This window comes from Caulobacter sp. DWR2-3-1b2 (genome assembly GCF_049896345.1).
GTDB lineage: Bacteria > Pseudomonadota > Alphaproteobacteria > Caulobacterales > Caulobacteraceae > Caulobacter.
In genome coordinates, this window is sequence record NZ_JAFCUC010000001.1 from 527,813 (window position 1) to 545,153 (window position 17,341).

The 17,341-nt window shown below is 67.4% G+C and carries 10 protein-coding genes and 1 riboswitch; of the genes, 3 read left to right on the forward strand and 7 right to left on the reverse strand.

What is annotated here, in order from left to right; all coding sequences use genetic code 11:
- The first annotated feature begins 44 nt into the window (after positions 1 to 44).
- Positions 45 to 125, forward strand: a riboswitch (ZMP/ZTP riboswitch).
- Between the two features lie 28 nt (positions 126 to 153).
- Positions 154 to 1,743, forward strand: a complete 1,590-nt coding sequence (purH, locus tag ACP694_RS02575; RefSeq protein WP_426010159.1) for a bifunctional phosphoribosylaminoimidazolecarboxamide formyltransferase/IMP cyclohydrolase — start codon at positions 154 to 156, stop codon at positions 1,741 to 1,743.
- A gap of 117 nt (positions 1,744 to 1,860) precedes the next feature.
- The gene (locus ACP694_RS02580) at positions 1,861 to 2,610 is read left to right on the forward strand and encodes a dienelactone hydrolase family protein (protein WP_426010161.1); all 750 of its coding nucleotides are present in this window, start codon (positions 1,861 to 1,863) and stop codon (positions 2,608 to 2,610) included.
- Positions 2,611 to 2,698: 88 nt separating this feature from the next.
- Here ACP694_RS02580 and ACP694_RS02585 read toward each other — a convergent pair whose 3' ends face one another.
- The 4 genes from ACP694_RS02585 to ACP694_RS02600 form a co-directional block, all read right to left on the reverse strand.
- Positions 2,699 to 3,946, reverse strand: coding sequence for a DUF418 domain-containing protein (locus tag ACP694_RS02585; RefSeq protein ID WP_426010163.1), 1,248 nt, complete (start codon positions 3,944 to 3,946; stop codon positions 2,699 to 2,701).
- 66 nt (positions 3,947 to 4,012) lie between these two features.
- On the reverse strand, positions 4,013 to 5,341 hold the full coding sequence (locus ACP694_RS02590) for an MFS transporter (RefSeq protein ID WP_426010165.1): 1,329 nt from the start codon (positions 5,339 to 5,341) through the stop codon (positions 4,013 to 4,015).
- A gap of 83 nt (positions 5,342 to 5,424) precedes the next feature.
- On the reverse strand, positions 5,425 to 10,266 hold the full coding sequence (locus ACP694_RS02595; protein WP_426010167.1) for an NAD-glutamate dehydrogenase: 4,842 nt from the start codon (positions 10,264 to 10,266) through the stop codon (positions 5,425 to 5,427).
- Between the two features lie 271 nt (positions 10,267 to 10,537).
- The gene (locus ACP694_RS02600; protein ID WP_426010169.1) at positions 10,538 to 11,665 is read right to left on the reverse strand and encodes an AI-2E family transporter; all 1,128 of its coding nucleotides are present in this window, start codon (positions 11,663 to 11,665) and stop codon (positions 10,538 to 10,540) included.
- 116 nt (positions 11,666 to 11,781) lie between these two features.
- On the opposite strand from ACP694_RS02600, the gene ACP694_RS02605 reads away from it, so the two are divergent.
- On the forward strand, positions 11,782 to 13,311 hold the full coding sequence (locus tag ACP694_RS02605; protein WP_426010170.1) for a helicase HerA-like C-terminal domain-containing protein: 1,530 nt from the start codon (positions 11,782 to 11,784) through the stop codon (positions 13,309 to 13,311).
- Positions 13,312 to 13,329: 18 nt separating this feature from the next.
- Here the strand turns inward: ACP694_RS02605 and ACP694_RS02610 are convergent, their stop codons facing one another.
- The 3 genes from ACP694_RS02610 to galE all read right to left on the reverse strand — a co-directional run bounded on the left by ACP694_RS02610 (position 13,330) and on the right by galE (position 17,193).
- Complete coding sequence (locus ACP694_RS02610) at positions 13,330 to 15,786, reverse strand: EAL domain-containing protein (RefSeq protein ID WP_426011277.1); 2,457 nt, start codon at positions 15,784 to 15,786, stop codon at positions 13,330 to 13,332.
- Positions 15,787 to 16,051: 265 nt separating this feature from the next.
- The gene (locus ACP694_RS02615; protein ID WP_426010171.1) at positions 16,052 to 16,186 is read right to left on the reverse strand and encodes a hypothetical protein; all 135 of its coding nucleotides are present in this window, start codon (positions 16,184 to 16,186) and stop codon (positions 16,052 to 16,054) included.
- An 8-nt stretch (positions 16,187 to 16,194) separates the two neighbouring features.
- Positions 16,195 to 17,193 carry a UDP-glucose 4-epimerase GalE gene (gene galE / locus ACP694_RS02620; RefSeq protein WP_426010172.1) on the reverse strand — a complete coding sequence of 333 codons (999 nt, stop codon included), beginning with the start codon at positions 17,191 to 17,193 and terminating at the stop codon, positions 16,195 to 16,197.
- Positions 17,194 to 17,341 lie beyond the last annotated feature (148 nt).

Genomic DNA, 17,341 nt, shown 5'->3' on the forward strand with positions numbered 1-17,341 from the left:
TCTTCAGGCCGTTGTTGACTCCCCCGCCTCCCTCCGTATTTTCGCGCCGTTCGCGTGACTGGCGCTAGTGATGGGCAACCATCGGGGAGCACGAACCTCATCAGCCGCGCGCCTGGGCTCCCTTTCGTCTTTCCATAGACCCGGAGCTCCGCCGTGCCCGCCGCCCCTGACTATCCGTCCGCACCCGATCTCGTCGCCCCCAAGCGCGCCTTGCTGTCGGTTTCCGACAAGACCGGCCTGGTCGAGGCCGCCCATATCCTGCACGCGGCCGGGGTGGAGTTGGTCTCGACCGGCGGCACCAAGGCGGCGATCGCGGCGGCCGGCATCCCCGTCAAGGACGTCTCCGACCTCACGGGCTTCCCGGAGATGATGGACGGCCGGGTCAAGACCCTGCACCCAGTGGTGCACGGCGGACTATTGGGCGTTCGTGACGCTCCCGAACACGCTCAGGCCATGGCCGACCACGGCATTGGCGGCATCGATATCCTGTATGTGAACCTCTATCCGTTCGAGGCCACGGTCGCCAAGGGCGGCAGCTACGCCGAATGCGTCGAGAACATCGACATCGGCGGCCCGGCCATGATCCGCTCGGCGGCCAAGAACCACGGCTATGTCGCCGTCTGCACCGATCCGTCGGACCTCTCCGAAGTGCTGGAGGCCCTGAAGGCCGGTGGCACGACCCTGGCCCTGCGCCAGACCCTGGCGGCCCGCGCCTACGCCCGCACCGCAGCCTATGACGCGGCGATCTCCACCTGGTTCGCGGCGCGACTTGGTCAGGACTTCCCGGGCCGCAAGACCATCGCCGGCGCGCTGCGCCAGGTGATGCGCTACGGCGAGAACCCGCACCAGAAAGCCGCCTTCTACGCCTTCCCCAGCCCCCGCGTCGGCGTGGCCACCGCCACCCAGTTGCAGGGCAAGGACCTCAGCTACAACAACATCAACGACACGGACGCGGCCTTCGAGCTGATCGCCGAGTTCGACCCGGCCCAAGGTCCAGCCGTCGCGATCATCAAGCATGTCAACCCCTGCGGCGTAGCGGTGGGCGGCAGCCAGCGCGAGGCCTACGAACGCGCCTTGGCCTGCGACCCCACCTCGGCCTTCGGCGGCATCGTCGCGGTCAACAGCCGCCTGACCCGCGAAGCCGCCCTGCAGATGGTCGAGATCTTCACCGAGGTAGTGATCGCCCCCGAGGCGGATGACGACGCGGTCGCCGTGTTCGCCGCCAAGAAGAACCTGCGTCTGCTGATCACCGGCGGCCTGCCCGACGCCCTGTCGACCGGCGACACTTTCAAGTCGGTGGCCGGGGGCTTCCTGGTCCAGTCTCGCGACGACGCCCGGATCACCGCCAGCGACCTGAAGATCGTCACGAAGCGTCAGCCGACCGCCGAGGAGGTGGCCGACATGCTGTTCGCGTTCACCGTGGGAAAGCACGTCAAGTCCAACGCCATCGTCTATGCCCGCGCCGGCCAGACCCTGGGCGTTGGCGCTGGCCAAATGAACCGCAAGGACTCGGCCCGGATCGCCGCCCTGCGCGCCGCCGACTTCGGCTTGGACCTCAGGGGCTGCGCCTGCGCCTCGGAAGCCTTCTTCCCGTTCGCCGACGGCCTGATCCAGGCCGCCGAGGCCGGGGCCACGGCGATCATCCAGCCGGGCGGCTCGATGCGCGACCCCGAAGTGATCGAGGCCGCCGACAAGCTGGGCCTGACCATGGCCTTCACCGGCGTGCGGGTGTTCAGGCACTAGGGCATTTTTTGAGCGAAGTGGTTCCGGTTCGCGTGAAGAAAAATGCGTTAAAACAAAAGACTAGAGCTCACGGCCTGACGCAGTCAGGTCGGGAAATGCTCTAGGACGGGAGATCGCATGCACAGCGCTGAGTGGGGCGCCAAGGTCGCCGAGGCCTCGAAGGTCTTCAAGCCGGTTGGGCGTGGCCCCTTTCCGGTTGCCTTGATCCTGCACGGCTGCGGCGGCAAGACGCCGTTCTTGGAAGACTACGCCAAGGTCGCGGTCCAGGCCGGCTACGCGGCGGTGGTGGTCGACTCGTTCAAGCCGCGCGGCATGTCGACCATGGACGCCAAGCTGTTCGTCTGCACGGGCATGGCGGTCCAGGGCCTGAAGCGCTCGGCCGACATCTTCGCCATGTTGGCCTGGCTGGAGGGCCAGTCCTGGGCCGACCATCGCAAAGTTTTCCTGGCGGGCTGGAGCCATGGCGGCTGGGCGATCATGGACGGCTACGCCATCGGGTTGAACGCCGCCCGCGCCACCGGTCTCTCCGACGCAGACCCGATGCGCCTGCGGGCCCAGGTGAAGGGCGCACTATTGGTCTATCCCTATGCCAGCTACCCGTCCCTGACGTCCAGCAGGGGCTGGGGAACCTATGGCCCCAAGGTGTTCTCGGTGGTCGGCGGCAAAGATCAGGTGGTCGGCTGGAAATATCCGCGGAAGGCCCTGGAGCGGCTGAAGCGCGACGGGCTGTCGGTGGACACGGTCTTCTATCCCGACGCCACCCACGCCTTCGACGACGACCGCGCCAACGATCCCCGCGCCAAGTACCGCCCCGATCTGTTCGCCCAGACCAAGGACTATTTCGCCAGGGCCCTGAACGCGATCTAGACTCCATTCCGCTCATCGGGGCGAATGCCGAGACCCAGATGGAGGCCGCCGAGGCGAACTCCAGGGGCGCCGCGCTTTTCCAAACGCTCTACTGCTCCGGGACCTGGGTCCCGGCATTCGCCGGGATGAGCGGTGAAGAAGCAGGGCGCCGCAGCGGCATCGGTCCGCGATAGACCAGCCGCCACAGCCACTCCAGCGGCCCCAGGGTGAAGCGCGCCATCCACCAGCGCGACCACAGGATCTGGGCCGCCCAGATCGCCACCACCGCGCCGGCCAGGAACGGGCGATCGACCTTGCCATACAGGCTGGGACCGCGCCCGCCATAGAGCAGGCCGGTTATCAAGATCGACTGGGTCAGATAGTTGGTGAAGGCCATCTGACCGACCGGGGCCAGGATCGCCGGGATCGTCTTCCAGGCCTTGACGCGCGCCGCCATCACCATAAGGCCCACATAGCCCAGGCTGACCACCGGGGCGGTGGCGCCCTGCAGCCAGCGGGCCATGGCGCGGACCGGCCAGGCGTGGCTGGGCAGGACCGTGTAGACGGCCTCGGCGACGCCAACGATCACCAGCGCGCCCAGGCCCGCCGCGATCAAGCCGCGATAGGCGCCGCTCGACGCCTTGCCGCTCAGGACGCCAAGCTTGTAGAGCCCCATGCCGATCAGCATCAGCGCCAGCACCGTCAGCGGCCAGATCGGCGGCCAGCGGGTGAACGAGCCAAGGACGAAGTCGCCATAGTCCTTGGCGTTCTGCACGAGGGACTGGCTGAAGGTCCCGCCATACTGCAACGCATCGGCGTGCACGCCGGCCAGGAACCGGCTCATCGCCCCGGCGGGCGGATCGCCGCCGCCCTTGGCCGTATGCTCGAGCATCTTGTAGCCGCCCCAGGCCGAAAGCCCGACGTGCAGGCCAACCCCCGCTTGCAGCAGGCGCCTTGGCGACCAGGACCGGGCCCAAAGGGCCACCAGGCCGACGATCGCATAGGTGTTGAGCACATCGCCCTGCCAGATCAGGAAGCCGTGGATCAGGCCGATGGCCAGCAGACTGACCAGGCGCAGCAACAGGATCCGCCGCCTATCCCTGTCGTCGCCCTCGCCGCCGACCAGGATGATCGAGGCGCCAAACAGCATGGCGAACAGCGAATAGAACTTCTGCTGGAAGAATACCTGAGTGACGAACCAGACCGCCACCGAGGCCGGCGCCATGCCGTGCGGCCACAGGGTCAGGCTGGTCGCGACCGATTCAGGGACCGCCGCCAGCGGGATGTTGCACAGCAGGATGCCCAGGATCGCCAGACCCCGAAGGGAGTCCAGCAGAACAATACGATCCTTGACCATGCGAAACGTCCCCGACCCACGCCCCGATCCTGAACCGGACGCGGGCTTGCGACAACCCAGGGTTTTTCAGATCGGCGAGGCCTCGGGTCCCTGACGCGGCACGCAGGCCAGGACCACCGCGCCGGTGATCATGAACAGGGCCGAGACCGCCACGGCGACGCGCTGGTCGCCAATCCAGCGGGTGCCCACGGCGATGACCAGAGGCGCCATGAAGGCCGTGGCCTTGCCCGACAGGGCATAGAGCCCAAACCACCGTCCGCTCTCGCCGGCCGGCGCCAGCTGCGCCATCCAGGCCCGCAAGCTGGCCTGGGCCGGACCGAAGGTCAGGCCGACGAATAGCGAGAAGCCCAGAAATACCCGCTCGGGCAAGCTGGAGAACAGGGCTCCACCGGCGATCGGCGGGGCGACGTGCAGCACGAAGAACAGGCTGTCGCGGCCGACCATTCCGACCCCGAAGGCACCAAACAGCACCACGCCGGTGGCAATCAGCACGGTGGCCTTGGAGCCAAGCTTCTGATCGATCCGGCCGCCGATGAAGGTGCCGATGCCCGCAGTGATCGACAGGGCGATGGCGTAGAAACCCAGCTGGGTCGTCGTCCAGCCGAACATCCCGGCGGCCAGGACGCCGCCAAAGGCGATGAAGCTGGAAATGCCGTCGCCGATCAGCATCCGGCCGACCAGGAAACGCAGCATCCAGGGCTTTCCGGGCAGAGAGCGCAACGTCGCCCACAGCTCCACCAGCGGCTTCTTCTCGGTGGTCGTGGCGGGCGGTCGCGGGGCGGTGATCATCAGCGGCCAGGAGAAGATCAGGAACCACACGGCCACTAGCGGGCCGACGATGCGGTCGGGCTCGTGCAGGGCCTTGGACAGGCCCAGCATCGGGACGTCCGGCAACGAGAAGCACAGCAACACGATGAACAGGGTGACGAGCGCCCCGACATAGGCCAGGGCCCAGGCCGAGCCGGACAGGCGCCCAACCTCGCCCGGCTTGGCGACCAACGGCAGCAGGGCGTTCATCACCGAGCCGCTGAGCTCGGCGGAGACACTGGCCACCACCAGGCAGGCCAGGACCGGCAGAATGCGGCTCGCATCGCCGGGAACCGCCTGCCAAAGGGCGGCGCTGGCCAGGACGAAGGGCACGGCCAGGCCGATCAGCCAGGCACGCGGATTGCGCCGGGCGTCGACCGATGCCCCGACCAGCGGGCTGAACACCGCGATCATCAGGCCGGCGACCGCGCCCGCATAGCCCAGCAGGCTCTGGCCCCTGGCGGCGTCGCCGATGAAGCCGGCGGCGAAATAGGGGGTGAAGATGAAAGTCGCGATCAGCGCCCAATAGGGTTGCTGCGCCCACTCGTAGAGCGCCCAGGCGGCCCGCCGCCGATCACCCTTGTCCATGAGCGTTCCCCCAACTGAAGCATCGCTTATACGCGAAGCTTCAGCGGCTGGGGACACGCACATGTGCGTGTCCCCGATCAGATCTAGGAAGCGCTCGCCAGTCCCCGGAGCGCCGCGTTGGCGATGGTCAGCTTGGCGAAGGTCCAGCCGCCGCCGGCTTGCTCGATGTCCTCCACCGTGCGCCTGGCGGCGCGGACGGTGTCGGCGCGCATGGCGGCCCACGAGGTGGTCGCCGCCTTGGCCGAGAGCTCGTCGTCGCCGGCCTGGGCGTTGGCCGAGAACTTCAGCACCGCCTGGGTGATGGCGGTCTGCTCGGCCAGCATGTCCTCGATCAGCCGGCGCACGGCCAGCCGCTCGAAGGGGTCGCCGCCGATGAACGAGCCGGCCGCGCCGCGCAGGCGGTCGAAGCCAAAGGCGGCGCCGACCTGGTGATAGAGCCGGGCGACATTCTGCACCGACCAGCTGGAGGCATTGGCCAGATCGACAAGGTCGGCGGCCGTCGTCAGGGGCTGCAGGGCGGCCACGCTCTGAGCCAGGGCCTCGGGCGCGCCGTCGGCGACATAGGCCTTGGCGCGCTTGGCGACGGTTTTCTGCTCGAACGGCGAGAAGATGCTCGCGCCCAGAACAGCTAGCGTCTTGACCGACGGCCCATAGGCCTCGACCAGTGTCTTGACGCTGGACTTGTCGCGGAAAGCCCGGCGGGCCAGCCAGAAGGTCAGGCTGCGCAGGGCGTAGGCCAAGGCCTTGTAGAGCGCCAGCTGGCCGCTGGCCGAGGCCTTGCCGTCCAAAGCCGACACCCGGTTCCACAGCGCGTCGACGCCAAGGATTTCGCGGGAGGCGGCGAAGGCGATGACCAGGGCCTTGGTGTCGCAGCCGGCCGCGGCCCGCAGGCGGCTCGGGAAGGTTGGGCCACAGATGTTGATCATCCGGTTGTCGAGCACCGTGGCGATGATCTCGCGCTTCAGCCGATGGCGTTGCATCTCGTCGGCGTACTGACCAAGCGCCGGCGGGAAATAGCCCTCCAGCGTCGCCTCGAACCACGGATCGTCGGGCGCTTCAGACGCCACGATGTCGTCGAACAGGTCGATCTTGCCATAGGCCAGCAGCACCGCCAGTTCGGGCCGGGTCAGACCCTTGCCGGCCTTGGCGCGCTCGGTCAGGACCGCCGCCTCGGGCAGGCCCTCGACCCGACGATCCAGGCGGCCCTTGGCTTCCAGCGCCGTCATGAACTTGGCGTGGGAATCGATCTCCGACACCGCGTCGCTCTCCATCAGCGACAGGGCCAGGGTCTGATCGTAATTGTCGGCCAGCACGTGGCTGGCGACGTCGTCGGTCATGGTCGGCAACAGCCGGTTGCGGGCCTCGCGGGTCAGCTTGCCGCCGCGCTCCAGAATCCCGGTCAGGATCTTGATATTGACCTCATGGTCGGAGCTATCGACCCCGGCCGAGTTGTCGATGGCGTCGGTGTTGATGTAGCCGCCCGCCCCTCCCGCGCCCATCTGCGCGAACTCGATCCGACCGGCTTGCGTCAAACCAAGATTGGCGCCCTCGCCCACCACCTTGACCCGCAGGTTCGCGCCGTTGACGCGGATGGCGTCATTGGCCTTGTCGCCCGCATCGGCCTGGCTCTCGCCCTTGGCCTTCACATAGGTGCCGATGCCGCCGAGATAGAGCAGCTCGGCCCTGGACTTGAGGATCGCGGTCAACAGCTCGGCCGGCGACACCACCTGCGCCTTGAGCTCGAACAGCGCCTGGACCTCAGGCGTCAGGGTGATGGTCTTCAGCGAGCGGGCGAAGACCCCGCCACCCTTGGAGATCAGGCTCTTGTCATAGTCCTCCCACGACGAGCGCGGCAGCTTGAACATCCGCTCGCGCTCGGCCCAGGAGGTAGCGGGATCCGGATCGGGGTCCAGGAAGATGTGGCGGTGATCGAAGGCGGCCAAGAGCTTGGTCTGCTTGGACAGCAGCATGCCGTTGCCGAACACGTCGCCGCTCATGTCGCCGACGCCGACCACGGTGAAGGGCTGGGTCTGGATGTCCTTGCCCAACTCGCGGAAGTGGCGCTTGACCGCCTCCCACGCGCCCTTGGCGGTGATGCCCATGACCTTGTGATCATAGCCGACCGAGCCGCCCGAGGCGAAGGCGTCGCCCAGCCAGAAGCCGTAGTCCTCGGCCACGCCATTGGCGATGTCGGAGAAGGTGGCCGTGCCCTTGTCGGCGGCGACAACCAGATAGGGATCCTCACCGTCATAGACGATGACGCCGGCTGGCGGGACCACCTTGTTTTCGGGATCGATGTTGTCGGTGATGTCCAGCAAGCCCGACAGGAAGGTCTTGTAGGCGCGGATCGCCTCGGCCTGGATAGCGTCGCGATCGCCGCCGCGCGGCAGGTTCTTCGGGAAGAAGCCGCCCTTGGAGCCGACCGGCACGATCACCGCGTTCTTGACCTGCTGAGCCTTCACCAAGCCCAGCACCTCGGTCCGGAAGTCGTCGCGGCGATCGCTCCACCGCAGGCCGCCCCGGGCCACGGGGCCAAAGCGCAAATGCACGCCTTCGACGTGCGGAGCCGAAACATAGATCTCGCGATAGGGCTTGGGCGCCGGCAGGTCCTCCAGCTCACGCGAGGCGATCTTGTAGCTGATATAGGGCTTGGCCTCGCCGTCCTCGCCCAGTTGAAAGAAGTTGGTCCGCTGGATCGCGCCGACCAGGGCGGCGATGCGGCGCAGGACGCGATCGGCGTCCAGGCTTTCCACGGCCTGCAGCGCCTCGCCGATCTTGGCCTCGACGGCCTTGGCCTGTTCCTTGCGGGCCGCGAGGTCGGCGTGGACAGCCGGGTCGAACTTGATGCGGAACAGGTCGAGGATCAGGCGGGTGACGCCGGGATTGTCCGACAGGGCCTGCTCCTGCACGCCCTGGCTGGGGTCCAGCCCGGTCTGCTGGCGATATCGGGCCAGGGCCCGAACCAGGGCCGCCTCGCGCCAACCCACGCCGAGCTCCAACACCAGCCGGTTGAAGCCGTCGCTCTCGGCGCGCCCGGTCCAGATGGCCACGAAGGCCGCCTCGAAGGCCGCCTTGACGTCACCGAACGACAGGTGCTCGCCCTGCTCGTCCCGGAGGGTGAACTCGTGCACCCAGACCTTGGCGTGTGTTCCGTCTGCCGGCGACAGCTTGAAGCCGTTCTCGATCAGCGCCTTGAGGCCCATGTGCTCGAGGATCGGCAGGACATCGGCCAGGGGCGCGGCGGCGCCAGGGCGATAGAGCTTGAAGCGGAAGGTCAGCTTGTCATCATCGGCCAGGTGGAAGGCGCGCACGCGGACGGCCTCTGCGGCGTCCAGGTCGTCGACGACGGCGATGTCGGCCAGGGCCTCGACGGCGTCGTATTGGTCGCGATATCCAGGCGGGAAGGCGGTCTGATAGCGGGCCAGGGTCTGGGCGACGCGGCCGGGGGCGCCGCCATCGCGCACGGCGGCTTCGAAGCGGTCTTCCCAGGTACGCGCTGTCTCGGCGATCTCGGTTTCCAGAGCGGCGAGGTCGGGATCGCCATGCCTGCCGGGCGTGACGCCGAGCACGTAGTGCACGCGAGCCAGGGGCGCGTCGGAGAAGCTGGGATAGTAGGCGCTGACACGGCCCCCGAAAGCGTCGGCCAGGATCTTGCCGGCCCGCTCGCGCACGCCGCTGTCATAGCGCTCGCGCGGCACGAACATCAGCACCGAGATGAAGCGGTCGAACGGGTCGCGGCGAGCGAACAGCCGCACGCGCGGCCGATCGTAGAGGTGCAGCACCCCCAGCGCCATGGTCAGAAGCTCGTCCTCGGGCGTCTGGAACAGCTCGTCGCGCGGCCAGGTCTCGAGGATGTTGCGCAGCCGCTTGCCATTGTGGCTGTGGGGATCCTTGCCGGCTTCGCTGAGCACGTGCTCGACCTTGCGGCGGATCACCGGCACCTCGTGGGCGGGGGTCTCGTAGGCCTCGGCCGTGAACAGGCCCACGAAGCGAACCTCGCCCGAGGCCTTGCCGTCGGGGCCATAACGGCGGACGCCGACATAGTCCATGTAGCCGCGGCGATGGACCTTGGAGCGCAGGTTCGACTTGGCCACCACCAGGGGCGCGCCCAGCAGCAGGTGGTCGCGGACCTGGGGCGAGAGGATCGCCGGCTCGCTCTCGCGGCGCAGCACCGTGCGGGTCTGGTCGCGCAGCACGCCTAGGCTGCCCTCGGTCTGATACAGTGGCTCTTCGGCCGCATAGCCGCCGGCGCTGGTGCGCGGATATTCGTAGACCCGCGCGCCCAGGAACACAAAGTGGTCGCCCTCCAGCCAGTCGAGGAAGGCCAGGCTCTCGGCGCGTTCGGCCTCGGGGATGGCCTGGGGCGTGTCGCGCAAGGCGTCGATCGTCCGGCGCATCAGCGCCTTCATGGCGTCGAAGTCGTCGACCGCCAACTGGACGTCGGCCAGGGTCTCGCGGACGGCGCCGATCAGGGCGGCCTCGCGATCCTCGCCCACCGGGGCCATATAGACCTGGATCATCGAGCAACGGCCGGCGGCGGTCTCCACCACCGGGTGGAACATGGCGCGGACAGAGAAGCCCTGCTCGGCGATGGCGCCCATGATGCTATCGACCAGGAACGGCCGGTCGGGCTGGACGATTTCCAGCAGGTCGGTCTTCAGCTCGCCGCCGTCAGCGGCACGGATCCGGATCGCGACGGGATCGGAAGCGGCCTCTCCAAAGCGCCAGAAGTCGATCAAGGCGGCGGCGATGTCGGCGGCGGTGAAGCCGGGCAGTTCCTCCGCCGACCAGTCTTCCTGCGCTTGGGCGGCGAACTGGCGAACTGGCTCGGTCAACGCGCCCTGACCGAGCGCCACCCCGAAGGCGGCCACCAAGCCGTCCGATTGCGCTGCCGTCGCCTTGGGGTCAAGTTTTGCACCGACCATAGGATTTCCTCGCGAATTTTTGGCGACAACCTAGCCTTTACCGGCTCGGTTTCAACCGCAACCTCGGAAAGTGGAACAAGATTTTGCCAGTAAGAAACCCGTGGCCCGGACACGGAAGCGCCGCCGGTGGGGGGAAACCGGCGGCGCAGGCCCGCCGGGGGGGGGCGGCGGGCGGTTCCGCGTTCGACGCGCCATGAAATGCGGTCTGCGTCGCGCGGGGTCGGCGTGGGGGGACACCGACAAGGCCTAGATAGGAAGCCCATTTGGGATGTTAAGGCCCCTTGGTCGCGTTCTGTCGTGAACCTAAAGCTTGGCCCGGTTTTTTCGGCGAGCCGGCCCGTGGAGAGTCGAGAGAATCGCCGCTGGGGTCGCCGTCTTCCGACAACAGGATGGCGATCCAGCGCGTGCCCTCGAACTGGGCCAGGATCAACATCGCCGCCACGGTGAGCGGGGTCGACAGGAACATGCCGGTCACGCCCCACAGCGCGCCCCAGACCGCCAGCGACAGCAGCACCACCGTAGGGTCCATGTTCAGGCTCTCGCCCTGCATGCGCGGATAGATGACATTGCCAACGATGAAAAAGATCAGTTCCAGCGCGCCGAACAGCAGCAAGGCGGGGAGGAAGGTGTCGGGAAACTGCACGAGGGCGAAAATCGGCGGCAGGATGCAGCCCACCGCGCCGCCCAGGATCGGAATATAGGCGGCGATGAAGATCAGGAAGGCCCAGAACAGCGCATTGTCCAGGCCGATCAGCATCATCACCGCCCAGGAGGCCGCAGCGATCATCAGGCCGGTGACGGTCTGGATCCACAGATATTGCTCGACGCCGTTGCGGATGCGCTGGAAAAGCTGCATCGCGCCGTCGCGCTCGGCGTGATGGGGATAAAGCGCCACGATCTTGCGGCCAAAACCCCGCCGGGAAGCGATGATGAAACCCAGATAGATCAGGACGAGGATCGCGCTCGACGCGAAATTCTGCAAGCTCTGAGCGGCGGCGCCGGCGTATTTCGAGGGATTGATCTGGTTGACCAGCTCACCGATGGTCGGCGCCACCTTGATCCCCACCAGCGACGCCAGCTTGGCGATCACCCCATTCAGGCGCGGTGCGTATTCGCGCATCTGCAGCACGAACCCCGCGCCATTGGCCGTCACCACCCAGACCGCCAGGCCGAACAACAGGATGGACAGGATCAGCGCGGTCGGGAGCGCCAGGTTCCTGGGATAGGCCGGCACGCGTTCGGTCAGCACCCGGGCGAAGCTGTCGATCATCATCGCCAAGAACACGGCCAGGGCCAGCGGGGTGAGGATGCCCCGCATCCAATAGAGGCTGGCGGCCCCGGCGATGACCGCCAGGAACACCAGGGCGTTGCGGCCGGTGATCGAAGGCGAAATGGTCATCGGCGGAATCTCTCTAACGAAGCGTCTGTAAAAGACCGGCGCCACATTGCGCGAGCCGATTGGCGCGGCGCAAGGCCGGGGCTACGGTTAAGCCCTCAATGTGAAGGACGTTGCGTATGACCCTGGTGATTGCCGAAGGTGAAATCCTGCTCGGTCTCGGTGAAGGCCCCGTGACCCAGAGGTTGGACCGCTCCAATCGCCATGGCGTCGTGGCCGGCGCGACGGGCACCGGCAAGACCGTGACCCTGCAGATCATGGCCCAGGCCTTCTCCGACGCCGGCGTCCCGGTGTTCGCCGCCGACGTGAAGGGCGACCTGTCGGGCATCGCCATGGCCGGCGTCCCCAACGACAAGATGCTGGCCCGCGCCGCGTCCATGGACATGGCGCTGATCCCATCAGCGCCGCCGGTCGTGTTCTGGGACCTGTTTGGCCTGAAGGGCCACCCGATCCGCACGACCATCTCGGAGATGGGGCCGGTGCTGCTGTCACGGCTGCTGGAGCTGAACGATGTGCAGGAGGGCGTGCTGACCGTCGTTTTCCACGTCGCCGACAAGGACGGGCTGCTGCTGCTGGACCTGAAGGACCTGCAGGCTGCGCTGAAATATGTCGCTGACCACGCCGCCGAGATCGGCACCCAGTACGGCAATGTCGCGCCCGCCACGATCGGGGCCATCCAGCGCAAGCTGCTGACCCTGCAGAGCCAGGGGGCCGAGAACTTCTTCGGCGAGCCGGCCCTGAAACTGGCCGACATCATGCGCACCGACGTGGCCGGGCGCGGCTATGTCAACCTGCTGGCCGCCGACACGCTGATCCAGTCGCCCAAGCTCTATTCGACCTTCCTGCTGTGGTTGCTGTCGGAGCTGTTCGAGGAACTGCCCGAAGTGGGCGACCCGGAAAAGCCCAGGCTGGTGTTCTTCTTCGACGAGGCTCACCTGCTGTTCAACGACGCCGAAAAGCCGCTGCTGGAGAAGATCGAGCAGGTCGTGCGGCTGATCCGCTCCAAGGGCGTTGGCATCTATTTCGTCACCCAGAACCCGTCCGACATCCCCGACGCGGTGCTGGGCCAACTGGGCGCGCGCGTCCAGCACGCCCTGCGCGCCTACACCCCCGCCGATCAGAAGGGTCTGAGGGCCGCTGCCCAGTCGTTCCGGGTCAATCCCGCCTTCGACACCGCCGAGACCATCCAGGCCCTGGGCGTGGGCGAGGCCCTGGTCTCGACGCTCGACGCCAAGGGCGCGCCCTGCGTGGTGCAGAAGACGCTCATCCGCCCGCCGGCGTCGCGGCTCGGACCGGTGACGCCCGAGGAACGCGCGGCCCTGATCGCCAGGAGTCCTGTCGCCGGCCTTTACGACACGACCCTGGACCGCGCCTCGGCCTATGAGACCCTGCAGGGCCGGGCCGCCCAGGTCCAGCAACAGGCGGACGCCGCCGCCGACCAGGTTGAACTGGACCGGCGGCGCGCCGCCCAAGACAAGGTTCGGCAACGCGAAGAGACGCAGGAAGCCCGCGCCACCCCGCGTCCCCGCGCCTCCAGTCGTCAATCGATGGGCGAGACCTTCGCCAAATCCCTGCTGCGCACTATCGCCAGCCAAGCCGGGCGCGAGATCATGCGGGGCCTGCTCGGTGGCATGTCGCGACGACGGTAGGGACCGGACGACCGCGCGTCAGGCCGCCTTCCGGCGACGTGGCTTCTTGGTCGTGGGCTCTCGCGGCGTTGCGATCTCCGGCCCTGGCGACACGGGGGCCACGCTGGCCAGGGTCCAGGCCGACAGGGTGTCGACCGGGGCGGGGCGGCCAATAGCGTAGCCCTGGAGTTCGGCGCAGTCTTCCCCGCGCAGGAAATCGATCTGCTCCTGGGTCTCAACGCCCTCGGCCACGCACGGGATGTCCAGGCTTCGGCCCAGACCCAGAACGGCCCGAACGATGACCGTGGCGCGGTCGTCGCGATGGATGTTCTCGACAAAGCTCTTGTCGATCTTGATCTTGTCGAACGGAAAGGACTGCAGGGTCGATAGCGACGAGAACCCCGTGCCGAAGTCGTCCATGGCGATCCGCACGCCCAGCGCCTTCAAGCGGCGCAGGTTGTCGAGCGCCCGCTGATAGTCCTTGAACAGAGCGCTTTCGGTGATCTCAAGCTCGAGACGCCTGGGTGACAGGCCGGTTTGCACCAAGATCTCGTGCACCAGCTTGGGCAGGTCGGGCTGGTTCAATTGCAACGGCGACAGGTTCACGGCGATGCGCAGCGGCCGCTCCCAGGTCACGGCGTCGGCGCAGGCGCGGCGCAGCACCCACTCGCCAAGCTGGCCGATCAGGCCGTTCTCCTCGGCGACCGGAATGAAGTCCAGCGGCGGGATCATGCCGCGCACCGGATGCTTCCAGCGCACCAGAGCCTCGAAGCCGCACACCTCGCCGTTCGAGGCGCGGGCTAGCGGTTGATAGTAGACCACCAGCTCTTCGTCGATGATCGCCTGGCGCAGTTCGCGGGCCATGGTGCGACGCTCTCGGATCGAGTCGTCCATCTCGCGCTTGAAGAAGCGATAGGCGCCGCGACCGCTTTCCTTGGCGCGGTAGAGCGCCATGTCGGCATTGGCCAGCAGGGCCTCGGCGGTGCGGCCATCGTCCGGAAACAGGCTGACGCCCAGGCTGGCGCCCATGACCAGATCCTGGCCCTCGTAGCTGGCGGGAAGCGCCAGGGCCTCGAGCAGACGGCCGGCCAGTTCGGCGGCGGCGACAGGCTGGTCGCCGGCCGCGACCTGGACGATGATGAACTCGTCGCCGCCGAGGCGCGCGGCGAACGACGGCGCGGTCAAAGCGTCCTGCAGACGGCGCGCGGTCTCGACCAGCAGGGCGTCACCGGCATGGTGGCCGTGCAGGTCGTTGGCTTCCTTGAAGTGATCCAGGTCGATGCAGATCAGCGACAGGCTCTCGCCCGAGGCCTCGACGCGCTCGAGCGCGGCGGCCAGACGGGTCTGGAGCGAATTGCGGTTGGGCAGGCCGGTCAGGCCGTCGTGCTCGGCCAGGTAGCGAATCTTTTCCTCGGCCGAGCGACGTTCGCGCAGGTCGCGAACCGCCAGCACGGTCAGGCCCGACGTCTCGGTCCGCGCGCCGTCGTCCATCAGGCGCGAGAACACCTCGACCGGGATCGGACGTTCGCCGTCGATCGGTTGCAGTGCGCCTTCCCGGCGCACGCCCTCGCGGGTGGGCGCTTCGCCGTCGAAGGTCAGCATGGCCGCGAGCGGCGCGCCCATGATGGCGTCCAGATCGGCGCCGATCAGCTCGCAAAAGGCGGCGTTGGCGTCGTTGATCTTGCCGTCCTGAACCACGACGATGCCTTCATAGGCCGCGTTGGCCATGCGGCGGATGCGGTCCAGAGCCGACCGGCTGGTCTGGGACTCGATGGCGACGGCGCCCAGACCGCCGAGGATGATCATGGTGGTGATCGAGATCACAGCCAGCGTCAGTATACCGCCCGACAGCAGTTGGTCAGGAACGATGATGGCCGAATCCGGGACGATGGTGATCGCGCCCATGCCGGCGAAGTGGAGCGAGCAGACGCCGAGCGTCAGCAAGGCGCCGCCGCCGACCTGCTTGAGCAGGCTGCGAGCTCGCCCTGCCGCCAGGAGGGACAGGGTCGCGCCACAGACGCCAACCAGCACGGAGACGGCCACCATGACCTGCTCCCACTGGACGACGCCCTGGGTCACGAAGGCCGACATGCCGGTGTAGTGCATGGCCGCGACACCCATGCCAAGCACCAGGCCGCCAGCGAAGTCGTTGGTCTTGGTGCGCTGAGCCGAGGCCACGGCGAAGCCGCAGGCCATGAACATCACCGAGATCATCAGGGACAGCAGCGTGCCCGTGGGGCTGTAGCCCGTCTTCAGCCCAGGGGTATAGGCGACCATGGCGATGAAGTGAGTCGCCCAGACGCCCGATCCCGACACCAGACCGGTCAGCAGGAGCCACGCGGCCCGCACCACGCCCTTGGCTCCGCGCATGCGGGAATAGAGCCGGAACGCCGTGAAGCAGGCGGCGAAACAGATCAGCCCAGCGACGACGACTAGTCGCAGGTCATGTTCCCTCGTCAGGCAAGTCAAAACCTTCAACACACAGAGGTCCCCCAGGGCGAATCTGCCTTCTTTGCATCATAAGTTGCAAAGAAACCGTTGCTGTTGCCAAACCTGGGAAACTTTGCCGCGTCCCGTCATTGCGGCACCTTGACATAGAGAGACCGCCGGTCGCACTGGCCGCCGTCATGGCGGCCGCGTCGAAGGCCGGCTGGTCGTCGCCCGCGCCCAGGACGATCCCGCCAAGCTCGGCGTATTTCTCCAGGCCTTCCACCCGAGAGACGCCCAGGCCGGACAGCACATGCTGCGAGGCGGCCCGCTCTCAGTCGCGCATCCAGGCGGGGGGTGGGGCGCCGCGATCCGCCGCCACGGCGGCGCCAGCGCCGATGGCCGCGACCGGCGGAGCGAAAAGCGCGGCGAGCGCTCGGCGGGTGATCGAGATGGCGCTGTCTCTCATGGCGATGCCTAAACCGGTTCGCGTTCGAGCCGCAGCGCGCCTGCGGCGTGCCACGCCCAGGCATGCCGGATGATGTCCTCGAGCGCGTAGCGCGGCGTCCAGCCCAGCATGGCCTTGGCCTTGGCGTTGTCGGCCACCAGGATCGGCGCGTCGCCGGGGCGGCGCTCGGCGATCTCGACCGGGAACGCCCGGCCCGACACGGTCTCGATCGCCGTGATCAATTCCTTGACGGTGGTGCCGGTGCCTGTGCCCAGGTTGAAGACCTCGCTGGGCTCACCGCGCAGCAGCCGCTGCACCGCCAGCACGTGGGCGTCGGCCAAGTCCAGCACGTGGATGTAGTCGCGCACGCAGGTCCCATCGCGGGTGTCGTAGTCGACGCCGAACAGATTGAAACCACGGTTGCCGCCGCGCGCCGCAGCGATGGCCAGCGGAATCGCATGGGTCTCCGGCTCGTGCCGCTCACCCACTCGGCCCTCGGGATCGGCGCCCGCGGCGTTGAAATAGCGCAGCGCCGTATGTTTGAACCCCACCTGCTGATCGAGGTCGGCCATGATCTGTTCGACCATCAGCTTGGTGCGGCCATAGGGATTGAGCGGCGCCTGGGGATGGGTCTCGTCCATCGGCACCTTCACCGGCGCGCCATAGGTGGCGCAGGTCGATGAGAAGACGAAGGCCTCGACCGCCGCCCGACGCGAGGCCTCGATCAGGGTGATCGCCCCGCCCACATTGTTCTCATAGAAGCGACCCGGATATTTCACCGATTCGCCGACCTCGATCAGGGCCGCGAAATGGATGACCGCCACCGGTTGGTGCTTGGCGAACACCTCGTCCAGCCGGGCCGCGTCGCGGATATCGCCGATTTCCAGCGGACCCCACTGCACGAACTCGGCCCAGCCGTTGGAAAGATTGTCGTAGGTCACCGGCGTAAAGCCCGCCTCGGCCAACCTCAGGCAGGTGTGGGAGCCGATATAGCCCGCTCCGCCCGCGACGAGAACTTTCTGAGTCACTCAGACCCCCACTCAGACCGGCACCTGTGCCGGCAGTATATTACTCGGTTGAATCGCGCACCGAAAAAGGACCCCGTCATTGCCCACGTCAACTAACGCGGCAGATTTGATCCTAAATGTCTGGAGCACTGTCTTAAACTTGGTGTAG